This is a genomic window from Vibrio agarivorans (assembly GCF_030409635.1).
Taxonomy (GTDB): Bacteria; Pseudomonadota; Gammaproteobacteria; order Enterobacterales; family Vibrionaceae; genus Vibrio; species Vibrio agarivorans.
On sequence record NZ_JAUFQF010000004.1, the window covers coordinates 357410 to 371442 of the forward strand.

The following is a 14033-nucleotide window of genomic DNA, read 5'->3' on the forward strand; positions in this document are numbered from 1 at the left end:
TGATATAGATCACATTATTTCGGAGTCAAAATCGTAATCTGGAGTTAACCCATGAGGGATGACACAGAGGAAATACAATATGAAAGTAAACATGACTGGCAAAAACATCGAACTAACCTCTGCTATCCGTGCCCATATCGAGAGCAAATTTAAAAAGCTAGAAAAGTGGCAAGTAGACATCATCAGCTGCCAAGCGACAATCAGTGAGGAACCGAATAAACAGAAAAAGATTGAAGCTGTGATTACTGTGCCAAAAGGTCAGCTCATTGCTTCTGCAAGTCAGGAAGACTTGTATGCAGCTATCAATGAAGTCGAACAAAAACTTGAACGACAACTCAACAAACTACGCCACAAGCCAGCAGCTCGTCGAACAGACAAGCCGGAACTTGAACCTGTTGAATAAAGGAAACAAATTTTTGAAAGATAGCGCCCACCAGGGCGCTATTTTTTTGCTTGACGCCCCACCCTTGCTTGCTTATTGTTAACACACATCAATCAATTTTAAATAGTTATGCAAACTTCACGATTTTTCTTTAGCCTCTTTTTTATCTGGTAATCCCGGAGGCTAAATCGTTCGCGTAGCAACATCATTTGAACAGAAGCCTCCCAAACGGGAGGCTTTTTTGTAAGGACTAGACTATGAGTGACTCTCAGTATTCTTTGGATGAAATTCGACTTCGACTCAATGAACTCGATGATCAACTACTCAGCCTGCTTTCAGAGCGAAGAAAGCTCAGCATCGAGGTGGCAAAAAGTAAAGTTCAAACCTCGAAGCCTGTTCGCGATGCCAGTCGTGAGCAAGAGTTACTCGTGAAGCTAATCAACAATGGTAAGTCCAAGTATCAGCTTGATGCGGAATACATCACCAAGCTATTTCACACTATCATTGAAGACTCAGTGCTACTTCAGCAAGCCTATCTACAAGAGTTGGCAAACCCAGATCATCAAAAGCCTCTCGCGCGTGTTGCCTTCTTAGGCTCTAAAGGCTCATATTCTCATCTTGCGAGCCGAGAGTTTTTCTCTCGTAAAAATATGGAATTGGTTGAGCTCAACTGTGAGGTATTCAAGGAAGTCGCTAAAACCGTAGAAAGCGGTCACGCTGATTACGGTGTTTTGCCGATTGAAAACACAAGCTCTGGATCGATTAACGAAGTTTACGATCTTCTCCAGCACACGACGCTGTATATCGTAGGAGAACTCACCTTGCCAATCGAACACTGCCTCGTCGGCGTCAGTGATATTCGTTTGGAAGAGATCTCAACGTTGTATTCTCATCCTCAGCCGCACCAGCAATGCAGTGAGTTCTTGGGACGCCTTAAAAACGTCAAGCTCAAAACCTGTGCTAGCACCGCTGATGCAATGAAAAAAGTTCAAGAGCTCAACCGACCTGATGTTGCTGCTATTGGTAATGCCTCAAGTGGTAAGCTCTATGGCTTGCAGCCACTTCAAGGTAACATCGCGAATCAAACCGAAAACCATACTCGTTTTATTGTTGTGGCAAGAAAACCTGTAGAAGTATCGACGCAGATCCCAGCTAAAACTACGCTGATTATGTCGACCTCTCAACAAGCGGGTTCTCTAGTTGAGAGCCTACTGGTTTTACAGCGCTACGGCATCAACATGACAAAACTTGAATCTCGCCCGATCATGGGGAACCCTTGGGAAGAGATGTTCTACGTTGACCTAGAGGCTCATCTTGATTCAGAGGAGATGCAGCAAGGCTTAATTGAGCTCACCAAGATTACCAAACACTTAAAAGTGCTTGGCTGTTACCCAACTGAAAATATCAAGCCTACCCAAGTCAAACTCAACTAAGTTTCTTCTCCCTGTGGCATTTCACTGTGCCGCAGGGGTCCTATCACCGCTACTTATTAGAAATAAACCTACTAGAAATTAACAACGATAAATTCGTCATATTATTGACTATTATTTCGTGACCTAGGTCTCTCAAATATGTAACTATCTCTATCTCATGTGGTTACTTATTGTGTAACTGCTCAAAACCCGTTCAAAGTTCACCAAGCAAAAGGAATTTGCATGGAACTCAAAACGCTCTGTTGTGCTCTCTCTGCCTTAATAACAAGCACCTCAGTCAATGCGACCAATTCACCTCTGCGTATCTACCTTTGGGAAGATACACTCTCTGAGAACGTCACTGATTTGTGGCATCAACACCACCAGCAGCCGGTTGATCAAATTCACTTTGACAACGATGATGAGCGCAGCCTGCTGATGTTAAACAGCAAATCGTTACCTTTTGATATAGTGGTTCTCGATAATGTCACGGCACAGATCTATGCCCGTCATAACATGTTCGAAGATCTATCCGCTTTAGAGAATCGTGAACACAACGCCCCCCGATGGAATGAGCTGTGCGGCACTCATGCCGTCCCTTATTTCTGGGGCCCTGTCGGATATGTCTACCGTCATGATTTAGTAGACAACCCTCCACAAACATGGGCAGACTTCATCAGCCCTTCACCTGAGCTAAAAGGTCACATTGGGTGGATAAAAGACAGTACCGAAACGCTGTTGCCCGCTCTCTATGGGCTCGGTTACTCACCCACCACCGATAATGAGTATGAGCTAAAGCAGGCCTATCAGGCATTAAACGCTCTTGCCCCCTCTATCCTCACCTTTGATTATGCGCTGAGCTATATTCGAAGCAATAGTCGATCTAACGATTTGAAAATTGCTCTTGCTTACGCGGGTGATGAATATTCCATGAACCGCTTTCAGCAGCACTCTCAATGGCGGTTTAAAGTTCCTGAAGGTGAACGATTTATCTGGACGGACTGTCTGGCGGTAAACGCACACTCTGACAACAAGGCGCAAGCAAGAGCATTTCTGTCCTTTTTAATGAAGCCAGAAATTGCTGCAATGAATGCAATTGATATCAGGGCTGCGACTCCTAACAAAAAGGCATTAAAACTGATGCCTCAAAGCTACCTGAATGATAAAAACCTAAATCCAGAAGAGCACTTTTTTGAACAGGTCAACTTTGACGAAGAGCTTTCAATTATCAATATCCGTCAAAGAGCCAGAATAATAGACAGCATAGTAAAACGTCATGAAGCTACAAACTAGAATCCTAATCTTGGTCGCGCCAGTGATCATTCTTAGTGCTGCTTTATCAGGGTATACCATCTATCTCAATCAAAAAGATGCATTATCCAAGCGTGAAGATAGCTACCTCGAGCTGAGTATGGGGAAGTTGGCGAGTCATTTTAATAACGCGATCTCCATGCTCAATAGCTACTCGCTTACCCTAACAAAAAGCGACATCATTCGAGACTATTACCTCAACTACGCCGACCCTTATCGCGAGTTGCAATTAGTGGAGCGTCTCCAACAGACGATCTCGTCACTAAAAGCGACACCAGACAGTTTTGTCGGTATTGCGATGCTCGATGATAAGCAACGTATCCGCTACTATTCAGACAATAGCGAAGAGCCTTTTTCCACTTTTGATCCACTATTGTTCCAGTACACTCGCACGATATACCGACAAACTAAGCAGAATTCTCATACTGGCTATACACAAAACCTACAGGGGGAAGGTGTCTTGGTGCGCTATGATGCGCTCGATGCCAACACGCTATCTCCACCTCTGAGCTACAACCATAACCAACTAATGTTTATCGTGGTCGTCGTGTCTCTCAACGAGTTCAATCAAGAGCGAAAACTCATCGAATTTGACAATGACAGTGCGATCTTTTTTAGTGATACCCCCCCAGACATTCACAATAAACCCTTAGCCCAAACCGTTGCGCTCATGGATAGCTTTTATGCCACTCTTGATCCCGCACAGTACATTTTTGACAACAAGCTTAGAAAGATGGCGGGGAATTTGATGGTGGCCTTTAGCCTCTCGTCACTATTCAGCATCTTGATTCTACTCGCGCTATTGTACCGCCATGTTATCCGCCCTATCGCCCGCTTAGATAAGCAACTCAGGCAAGTGGATAGTAATCAGCGCGACAATATCGAAGTGCTCTATAGCGACGATGAAGTTGGCCGATTATCGATCAGTTTTCACGATATGTATGACAAACTTGCTCGAAGCTATGAAAAAACCAAAGTATTAGCAGAAAATGACCAGCTCACTGGATTAGCTAACCGTCGTGTCTTTCAACAGCACGTACGCAGTGCGCTCGCCAATCTTAGTGCTGGTCAACACGCCTATCTGCTGTACATTGATTTGGATAACTTCAAATACGTCAACGACAAATATGGTCATCAAATTGGCGATCGTGTATTGACCAGATTTGCCACTCACCTCAATCAGTTAGTTGACGACTTTAAGCAACAAGGCATATTAACAGGCCTGCCTTCACGCCTATCTGGTGACGAGTTCGCAATCTTCATCGTAACCGACAGCGCGACCCAATCAGTCGCTAGAGATTTTGCTGATAAGCTTCTAGCGCCAATTCAGAACAAACGTTCTTCCATGATTGGCAACTTCCCTATCACCGCATCCATCGGCATTGCCAGCTACCCGGATGATGGCCATGAGATCACGACCCTGATTTCAAGCGCAGATACTGCTATGTACCAAGCTAAACGAGCAGGAAAAAACCAAGTGTCTTACTATTCAAAAGAGCTCGATCGTGTGGTGCAACGACGAACACAAATTGAACGAGCACTAAGAACTAAACAATTTGATGAGGAGTTTTCACTCACTTACCAACCCTACTATGACCGTACAGGAAAACACATTGTTGGGGTCGAAGCTCTATTGCGTTGGGACAATGACAAGTTGGGTAGCGTCTCTCCTGAAGAGTTCATTCCTATCGCAGAACAAATAGGGCTATTTGGCTCTATTGATCGCTGGGTGATAAAAAATGCATTCCACAATTTCAGTGAAATACAAAGTGCGTTCTCACACGATGTTCACCTCTCAATTAACCTCTCCTCTGCAGAGCTAGACTCTACCAATCTGGCACACTTTATTGAGGACTGTTTGAGTGTCTATGATGTTAATCCGAGAATGATCGATTTTGAGATAACAGAGACCTTTGCAGGTCAATCTCAAGGCTTCCCTCTGCTTCATCACTTGTCACAATTAGGGTTCTCATTAACCATTGATGATTTCGGCTCAGGCTATACATCGATTACACAACTTGTTCAGTACCCTGTTCAGAAAATTAAGCTCGACCGCTATTTCTTAGAGACCTTGATGATGACCAGCAACGAAAAAGTCGTTAAACCGCTTATCGACCTCTGTCACGCGCAGAATATGTTAGTCACTGCGGAAGGAATTGAATCAGAAGAGATGTTTACCTGGCTCGCGAATAACAAGTGTGACCACTTTCAAGGCTTTTACTTCTCTGGACCACTGAGCTTAGATGCGTTACAAATGAAAGCCAGTAATGTCATTAAACTCAAAGATAACCATGAAAAAAGTCATTATCGCCTCGCTTAATCCTGCGAAGATCCATGCGGTGCAGAGCGCTTTCGGCGCCGCTTTTCCAAATCAAGCCTTCGAATATCAAGGTGTGTCTGTGGCGAGTGGTGTCGCAGACCAACCGATGAGTAACGAAGAAACCAAGCTCGGTGCTGTTAATCGTGTGCATAATGCACAACGAGCCGTCACTGATGGTGGCTACTATGTAGGGCTAGAAGCCGGAATTGAAGATACCGCAACCTTTGCCTGGATGATTATTGAATCACAAGGATTACGTGGCGAGTCTCGCTCTGCTAGCCTGCTACTTCCTCCCGTTGTCATAGAGAAAGTTCGTAAGGGCAAAGAGCTTGGCGATGTGATGGATGAGGTCTTTGCGACCGATAATATTAAGCAGAAAGGTGGGGCGATTGGCCTATTAACTAACCATCAACTCACCAGAAGTAGCGTTTATCATCAGGCGTTAATACTGGCACTGATCCCTTTTACCAACCCAGATCACTTCTAGTGTTGATGACATAAAAAAGAGAGCCAAAGCCCTCTTCCATGTGCAATCAATATGTCTCGGCTATCACTATTTCAGAACCAATTGTTCAATAATCGCTTTCTGCTCTTCCGTCTTGGACTTAAGTTCGGTAGAGCCTCGAGTGATGGTCGCGACACCCACCCCAAGCATCTGACTGATTTGACGCTGTGACAAGTCGCCTTTTAACAACTCTGCGACAATATTCACTCGAGTCAACATCGCTTCGCGCTCATCTGGTGTCATCAATAGTGTTAGCAGCAACTCATGTTGCTCTTGATCTACAGACTCTTTAATCAGAGCAATAATCTCATCCCACTGGCTATAATCAGGTTTTGATGACATGAAAGCGATCCTTGTAATAACTACTAAAGCTCAATCTTAACGCCAGAGAATAAAAAATCCTATACCCAAACAATTAATAGCGGGCGTTAAGCTCCTGCTGAGTCAGAAAGGCATTCGGCTTGCCCATATTGCCGCGATAGTAAGTTTCAAACATCAAGATATTTTGCACATAACCTCTCGTCTCATAAAATGGGATGCTCTCTATAAAAGCAAAGACATCGAGCTGATTATTACTACGTTCACGCCACTGCTTAACACGCCCAGGCCCGGCATTATACGCCGCTAGCGAGTAAATGCGGTTATTGTCATACTGCTCCATAAGGCTTTTTAGATACTGGCTGCCTATCTCTATGTTCTTCTGTACTAGATACAACTCATCGCTGTTTTTGTAGTTTATTTTATATTTTCTCGCCGTGTGTTTGGCGGTGGCAGGCATGATCTGCATAATGCCGCGAGCACCAACGGGTGAGCGAGCATCAACATCAAGTGCGCTCTCTTGGCGAGCAAGTGATAGTAGAGTCACGACATCGAGCTCATGTCGCTGAGCATAAAAGTTAAACCACCACTTGTGTGCACTAGGGAAGCGCAGCGTCGTGTTATCCCACATTTTTCCGGCGATTGTCGCTGTCACTGTTAAGTGGTGCCAACGCTTAGAGCCAGCATAGGCCGCTAACATCTCTTTTTCTGACTGACTTACTCTGTTCAGTAAGTAGCGCCATTCACTCTTAGCCGCAGCGATTTTATCTCGCTTGATCAACTCTTCTATCCGTATCAACGCCTCGTTATATGGAGTCAAAACTGCATTATCGAGAGTTACAGTTGTGGTGGGATATTGATAGTCTCTGTTCAATGCCACTGCGGCCGCGACGCTGTAGAAATTGCGCTCACCCAGCAAGGATTCTAATTGTGACTGGGCCTGTTGAGTTTTGCCTAATGCCTTGTTTGCTCGAGCTTGCCAGTATGTCCAACGCTGTGAAGATTGATTGTCAGCAGTCAGTTTATTACTCCAATCAAGTACACCTTGCCAATCAGCCTGTCCTATCGCGAGTCGAACGCGTCGCTCGATGAGTTTTTCATTACTCGACGCCATAATGGCATTATCACGCCATCGCAACAGATCGTTATCTGTCGTATTCATCAAACGAAAAGCACTGTAGTCTTTCACGTCTTGAAGCTGTAATTGAGAAAGAAATCCGCTTTTAATCTTGTCGACTATTGACGGCATTTGAGCAACATCAGCTCGAGCCAGTTTCTGCAGGCTGATCACCGCTTGTTGTTGCGTAAATTCATTCGATGCTTGTTGCTGGGTGAATGTTGTGACCGATCGCGGTTTCTTGTTTAGCTCAAGCATGATTTGGGCTTGTTGCTTACCTTTGCTTGTCTCTAATTGCCTTGCAAGGTAACTCATCAAACTGCCGTTGCGTGCCTCAAAAGCCAATAGCATTCGCTGCAGAATATCTTGCTCTGTGCGCTGCCCTGAATCAGCCCACGCATTAAAAAGTGGGTCACAAGCCTCATTGACACTACTCCCACTTTGCCAAAGTGTTCTTGCGCCTGAATATGCATTGCCTGTTTCTCCCGTTTTCAGCTTTGCCACATAGAACTGACATTGATAGCGTTCACCGTTGGGGAGTGTCGATTGAAAAGTAAGCCAATCTTGCCAACGTTGCCTTTTGGCTAAAGCATCGAGGTATGTGGGACGAATACGGGTAGAAAAAGGAAAGGTATTGTGGTCGGATACAAACTGCTTCACCTCAGCGGGGGTGCGTTCAGCTAGGTCAACAAGAAAACTACGATAATCCACATAAGGGGTCAGCGGGTATGAGGCGATTTGTGAGCGCATTGACTGGTATCGCTCCACCTGACGCATATCCAATAACGCTTGAGCATCGTCATACAACGCTCTCTGCTCATCCAATGTTGCAGCGGCAGTGCTTAACGCACAAACGCTCAACAGACTATACAGCGCCAACCTTGCGGCACGTAATCTTTTCATCCTGAATTCCTTATCCCAACAAAAAGTTTTGCTGGTCACCATTACGCAACCAAGCGCATTAAAAGTAAAGAGCCAAGGTGTAACATTATTCATTTTAGAATAACGTTCAGAGATGATCGTTTTGCTTCACCAGTTATCTCTCACTCCACTATTTGCAAATCATTAGCGGATAGCTCCCCTCTAGTAACATCTTGGCTTGTTTTGGTATAAAATAGAGGTTTGAATTTGCAATCATATTTTTAGGAACGATCGGCAATGGCTGAATACGTATATACCATGTCGCGGGTGAGCAAAATTGTGCCACCTAAGCGTCAAATTCTTAAAGACATCTCTCTGAGTTTCTTCCCTGGTGCAAAAATCGGTGTTCTTGGTCTGAACGGTGCGGGTAAATCGACCCTGTTACGCATCATGGCTGGCATCGATACAGATATTGATGGTGAAGCTCGTCCACAGCCTGGCCTGAACGTAGGTTATCTACCTCAGGAGCCCGTGCTTGATGAATCAAAAACAGTTCGTGAAATTGTTGAAGAAGCGGTATCAGACGTTGCTGGCGCAATGAAGCGTCTGGATGAAGTATACGCAGCATACGCAGAACCTGATGCAGACTTCGACGCACTTGCAAAAGAGCAAGGCGAGCTAGAAGCACTTATCCAAGCGAAAGATGGCCACAACCTAGAGAACTCTCTAGAGCGTGCTGCAGATGCACTTCGTCTACCTGAGTGGGACCAGAAGATTGCACATCTATCAGGTGGTGAGCGCCGCCGTGTTGCTATCTGTCGTCTACTTCTAGAGAAGCCAGATATGCTGCTCCTAGACGAACCTACCAACCACTTGGATGCAGAATCTGTCGCATGGCTAGAACGCTTCCTTGTAGATTACACTGGCACCGTTGTGGCAATTACCCACGACCGTTACTTCCTAGATAACGCAGCTGGTTGGATTCTTGAACTTGACCGTGGTGAAGGTATTCCATGGGAAGGTAACTACACGTCTTGGCTTGAGCAGAAAGACGCGCGTCTACAACAAGAAGCCTCTCAAGAGAAAGCTCGCCAGAAGACTATTGAGAAAGAACTTGAATGGGTTCGTCAAAACCCTAAAGGTCGTCAGTCAAAATCGAAGGCGCGTATGGCTCGCTTTGAAGAACTACAAAGCGGCGATCGTCAGAAGCGTAACGAGACTAATGAACTGTTCATCCCACCAGGTGAGCGTTTAGGTGATAAGGTTATTGAAGTTAACAACCTGACTAAGTCATTTGACGGTCGCGTTCTTATCGATGATCTCTCATTCAACATGCCTAAGGGTGCGATCGTGGGTATCATCGGTGCCAACGGTGCGGGTAAATCAACACTATTCAAGATGCTAAGCGGCACAGAGCAACCTGACTCGGGTACAATCGAGATGGGTGAAACAGTTAAGCTTGCGTCTGTTGATCAGTTCCGTGATGCAATGGATGACACTAAAACAGTATTCCAAGAGATTTCTGAAGGCGCTGATATCATCAAGATCAACAACTTTGAAATCCCAGCGCGTGCTTACTGTTCTCGCTTCAACTTCAAAGGTTCTGATCAACAGAAGATCATCGGTGAGTTGTCTGGTGGTGAGCGTAACCGTGTTCACCTTGCTAAGCTTCTTAAAGCGGGCGGCAACGTACTGCTACTCGATGAGCCTACCAATGACCTTGACGTTGAAACGCTGCGTGCACTAGAAGAAGCGCTTCTCGAGTTCCCAGGTTGTGCCATGGTTATCTCGCACGACCGTTGGTTCCTAGACCGTATCGCGACACACATCATCGACTACCGTGATGAGGGTCAGGTTAACTTCTACGAAGGTAACTACAACGAGTATATGGAATGGCTCAAGAAAGAACTTGGCCCAGAGGCTGCTGAACCACATCGTATCAAGTACAAGCGTGTGACTAAGTAATTTATCATTACTGTTTGATTTTTAGACAAAGGCCGCTATTATTAGCGGCCTTTGTGATCTTAGTTCATATTTTTTGCACATTTAGCGTGTTACATTTGATGCTTCTTTCTCATTTAGTGAGCCAAGATTTATCTCTCAAAGGGTTGCTGTTGCAGCTGACCGATACACAAGGTCGGTTCAATACCGACATGCTCGTGCAGATAGAGTTTACTCTTCCTGGCTCAGATATTGTTGTGTCGCTAACAGCAAATATCGTTAACTTACTCGAACAACAGATGCGTGGGTGTATCACTGAGATTGACATTGAAAGTGTTAGCCATTTAAAACGTATCGTACAACTCAACGTCGGTGATGACCAACTCCTCCATCGTGAGATTGAACATCTTGCGCATTGGGGCAGCTGAATCAAAACCTAAAAGCTATGTCTAAAAAAATAACTATTTCTATTCCCACCAAAACGGGAAGCCAACAATTTTATCTTTCAAAAACCGGTCTCGTTAGCTCGATCATTATCGGCTCGGCTCTATTGTCAGCCACCGGTGTTTATGTCTATTCAACACAAAACCATTTAAAGCAGTTACGTGCTGACATTTCCGCTTATCGTGTCAAAACAGAGTTATCTCAGCAGCAAAACCTTGCCCTACTGACTGAAAACCAGACGCTAGAAACAGCATTGTCAGAGCAAGCTGATGAAGTTCACCAACTCAATCAAGATTTAGCTCGTAAGCAAGACGAAATAAAGGTGCTTGGGCAGCGCGTATTTGATGTAGAGTCGGTTCTGGGACTGACTGATGAAAGCGATGAGCCAACAGAACACCTGTTAGAAGCGCGCATCGATGCTGCTGCACTTGACTCCGCCGTGAGAGCAACACTGTTCAGGCTAATCCCGAATGACAGCCCTATAAACTATAATCGTATCTCTTCTTCTTACGGTCGTCGCACAAACCCGATTACTGGCAAAGTACACACACATACCGGCATCGACCTTACCTGTAATGTTGGTGAACCAATCTATGCACCTGCAGATGGCGTCATTGAAACGGTACGACCAAGTAAATCAGGCTTTGGTAACTTCCTAACCGTTCGCCACGCTTATGGTTTCATGAGTTCTTACGCGCACCTCCACCGCTTCAAAGTTCGCAGTGGAGAATTTGTCGCGAAAGGCCAACAAATCGCTACCTGTGGTAACTCCGGCAACTCAACCGGACCACACCTTCACTACGAAGTACGCTTTTTGGGACGCTCGTTAAACCCACAGTACACAATGGACTGGACACCTGATAACTTCGACTACCTATTTGAAAAAGAGAAGAAAGTAAACTGGGCTCCTCTTGTTGAACTGGTGGATAACTCGGTGCGCATGCAAGTTAATCTGACTAACACCCCGACAACTGAAGAATCGGTTGATACCGCAAGTCGTGGTGAAGAGCACACTCAAGACATCACTATGCAGTAGCGATTATTCGCTCAACTGCATACAAAAACATGAAAGGCGACCTCTGGTCGCCTTTCATGTTTCATGATCACTTATCGCTATAGTGAGTGCGCTATCCGCGATGAATATTATCATTCGCTTGTTTTAACAAGTTCTGACTTTCGTTCATAAACTGCTGAGAATAATCGCCAAACCAATCACTTACCTGTTCAAAGCTTTCGACAAAGTGCGCCTTGTCTTTACCATCTAGAATATCGAGAGCTTCTCCGAAACAGCGATGGAAGCGCTTGATCATATCGATATTCTCTTGCGATGAGAGAATGATATCACCGTAAAGGTTGGGATCTTGCGCAAACAGACGCCCTACCATGGCCAATTCCAAGCGGTAAATCGGCGAACTTAACTGCAATAGTTTATCGATGTTTGGATTTTCTCGGCTCAAGTGAAGACCATAAGCAAACGACGTAAAGTGACGTAGTGCCTGAATCAACGTCATTCCGTGGTCATGTTCACTCGCTTCAATCGGACACAAACTCGCTCCCCAAATAGAGAACTGCTCTAGTAACCACTGATATGCCTCTTGGCCACGGCCATCACAGTACACAATCACCTGTTTAGCAAGGCTTGGTACGTCTGGACCAAACATCGGGTGCAAGCCAACAACTGGACCTTCATGCGCCTGCATCATCGCCTGCAAAGGCTTACTCTTAATCGAGGTTAAATCACACAAGATACAATCTTTTGGCAAGTTACCCAGCTTTTCAATCACCCCTTCCGTTAGGTGAATTGGCACAGTGACCACAACCAGGCCTGCATCGCATAGTATCGCATCAGCACGGTCCCAATCTTGACTGCCAAGCACTTTGACGTCATACCCCGATAGGGCAAACATACGTCCAAATAAGCCACCAAGCTGGCCTTTACCACCCACAATTACCACTGAACGAAGTGATGGGTTCAAACACTTAAAGCCAGAGTCCTTCTCACTCGCATACGACTCGCGCATCGTACGACGAAGAATGTCCTCAATCAGTTGTGGTGGAACCCCTTTTTTCTCTGCTTCAGCGCGTCGTGAGGCAAGCATCGCTGCCTCACGGTCTGGGGCATAGATAGGCAAACCATGCTCGCTTTTCACTTCACCCACTTTCTCTACCAACGCCAAACGTTGCGCTAGAAGATCGAGCATTTGCTTATCTACTACGTCAATTTGGTCACGTAACTCGTTCAGTTCAACTGCCATGATGTTCCTTGCTACCTTCTTTATCCTTGCAAACGATTCTCTAGGAAAGGCACTAACTCTTTGTGTGCATGACGCAATAGTGCCTCAGTTGAGTCCCAATTGATACAGGCGTCAGTGATAGAAACGCCGTATTGCATTTCAGATAACGGTAGGTCAGATGATTGATTACCTTCGTTGATGTGGCTTTCAATCATTACACCGATGATGGACTTGTTTCCTTCACGGATTTGATGAATCACATCTTCAGCCACCAGCGGCTGACGACGGTAATCTTTGCGTGAGTTGGCATGGCTACAGTCCACCATCAGAGCAGCATCTAGACCGACACCTGCCATCTCTTGCTCACACTCGGCCACAGAAACAGAATCATAGTTGGTCTGTTTACCGCCACGTAAAATTACATGACCATTGGCATTGCCTTGCGTCGTTAACAGAGCAACTTGACCTTCACGGTTGATCCCCATAAAGCGGTGGCTTGAAGATGCCGCTTGCATTGCGTTGATAGCGGTAGATAAGCTGCCATCAGTACCATTTTTAAAGCCGATTGGCATAGAGAGACCACTTGCCATCTCACGGTGAGTTTGTGACTCGGTTGTACGAGCGCCAATCGCTGCCCAGCTAAAGGTATCAGCTAAGTATTGTGGACTGATTGGGTCAAGCGCTTCTGTGGCGAGTGGGATTTCCATCTCAGCGAGCTCAACAAGCAGCTGGCGCCCGACATTCAGACCATGCTCAATATCAAACGTGCCATCAAGATGTGGATCGTTGATCAACCCTTTCCAGCCAACAGTAGTGCGAGGCTTTTCAAAGTAAACACGCATCACAATGTAAAGTTGATCACTCAGCTCTTCAGAAAGCGCCTTTAAGCGTTTCGCATAGTCTTTGGCAGCGTCGATATCATGAATAGAACAAGGACCACAAACGATCAGTAAACGGTGATCTTTCTTATGGAGAATGTTTGCAATCGTCTCACGTGACTCTTGAATAAAGCGGCGGGCATTGTCACTCAGAGGGATCTTCGCTTTCAGCGCCTCTGGCGTAATCAACACTTGCTCATCACTAATATTAATATTGCTTAATTCACTTCTCTGCATAACCACACCTGTAAACTTTTAATTACACCGATAATCCTGTTAACGGTAAAAACTCTAACTGGCTCTTAAATTA

Annotated in this window: 12 protein-coding genes; 8 read left to right on the top strand and 4 right to left on the bottom strand. The window is 45.4% G+C overall.

Features of this window, described 5'->3' with window-relative positions; genetic code table 11:
* Positions 1-79 precede the first annotated feature (79 nt).
* From hpf to yjjX, 5 genes are all read left to right on the top strand, one after another.
* The gene (gene hpf / locus QWZ05_RS10020) at positions 80-403 is read left to right on the top strand and encodes a ribosome hibernation-promoting factor, HPF/YfiA family (protein ID WP_264874829.1); all 324 of its coding nucleotides are present in this window, start codon (positions 80-82) and stop codon (positions 401-403) included.
* Positions 404-639: 236 nt separating this feature from the next.
* Positions 640-1815 carry a prephenate dehydratase gene (gene pheA / locus QWZ05_RS10025; RefSeq protein WP_264874828.1) on the top strand — a complete coding sequence of 392 codons (1176 nt, stop codon included), beginning with the start codon at positions 640-642 and terminating at the stop codon, positions 1813-1815.
* A 222-nt stretch (positions 1816-2037) separates the two neighbouring features.
* A complete protein-coding gene (locus tag QWZ05_RS10030; protein WP_264874827.1) occupies positions 2038-3087 on the top strand; it encodes a polyamine ABC transporter substrate-binding protein in 1050 nt (349 codons plus the stop codon).
* A complete protein-coding gene (locus QWZ05_RS10035; RefSeq protein ID WP_264874825.1) occupies positions 3071-5425 on the top strand; it encodes a putative bifunctional diguanylate cyclase/phosphodiesterase in 2355 nt (784 codons plus the stop codon). Before QWZ05_RS10030 ends, QWZ05_RS10035 begins: the two co-directional genes overlap by 17 nt.
* Entirely contained in the window at positions 5397-5912 is a 516-nt protein-coding gene (gene yjjX / locus QWZ05_RS10040) for an inosine/xanthosine triphosphatase (RefSeq protein ID WP_290298253.1), read from the top strand. Before QWZ05_RS10035 ends, yjjX begins: the two co-directional genes overlap by 29 nt.
* Before the next feature lie 66 nt (positions 5913-5978).
* Here yjjX and trpR read toward each other — a convergent pair whose 3' ends face one another.
* Positions 5979-6272 carry a trp operon repressor gene (trpR, locus tag QWZ05_RS10045; RefSeq protein WP_264874821.1) on the bottom strand — a complete coding sequence of 98 codons (294 nt, stop codon included), beginning with the start codon at positions 6270-6272 and terminating at the stop codon, positions 5979-5981.
* 73 nt (positions 6273-6345) lie between these two features.
* Positions 6346-8268, bottom strand: a complete 1923-nt coding sequence (gene sltY / locus QWZ05_RS10050; protein ID WP_264874820.1) for a murein transglycosylase — start codon at positions 8266-8268, stop codon at positions 6346-6348.
* A gap of 255 nt (positions 8269-8523) precedes the next feature.
* On the opposite strand from sltY, the gene ettA reads away from it, so the two are divergent.
* From ettA to QWZ05_RS10065, 3 genes are all read left to right on the top strand, one after another.
* On the top strand, positions 8524-10191 hold the full coding sequence (gene ettA, locus QWZ05_RS10055; protein WP_164647448.1) for an energy-dependent translational throttle protein EttA: 1668 nt from the start codon (positions 8524-8526) through the stop codon (positions 10189-10191).
* Between the two features lie 98 nt (positions 10192-10289).
* A complete protein-coding gene (locus QWZ05_RS10060; protein WP_264874819.1) occupies positions 10290-10595 on the top strand; it encodes a PilZ domain-containing protein in 306 nt (101 codons plus the stop codon).
* A 17-nt stretch (positions 10596-10612) separates the two neighbouring features.
* Positions 10613-11647, top strand: coding sequence for a peptidoglycan DD-metalloendopeptidase family protein (locus tag QWZ05_RS10065; RefSeq protein ID WP_290298255.1), 1035 nt, complete (start codon positions 10613-10615; stop codon positions 11645-11647).
* Between the two features lie 91 nt (positions 11648-11738).
* On the opposite strand, the gene tyrA is transcribed toward QWZ05_RS10065, so the two are convergent.
* Complete coding sequence (gene tyrA, locus QWZ05_RS10070) at positions 11739-12866, bottom strand: bifunctional chorismate mutase/prephenate dehydrogenase (RefSeq protein WP_290298256.1); 1128 nt, start codon at positions 12864-12866, stop codon at positions 11739-11741.
* A gap of 20 nt (positions 12867-12886) precedes the next feature.
* The gene (locus QWZ05_RS10075; RefSeq protein WP_289962053.1) at positions 12887-13960 is read right to left on the bottom strand and encodes a 3-deoxy-7-phosphoheptulonate synthase; all 1074 of its coding nucleotides are present in this window, start codon (positions 13958-13960) and stop codon (positions 12887-12889) included.
* Between the last annotated feature and the right edge of the window lie 73 nt (positions 13961-14033).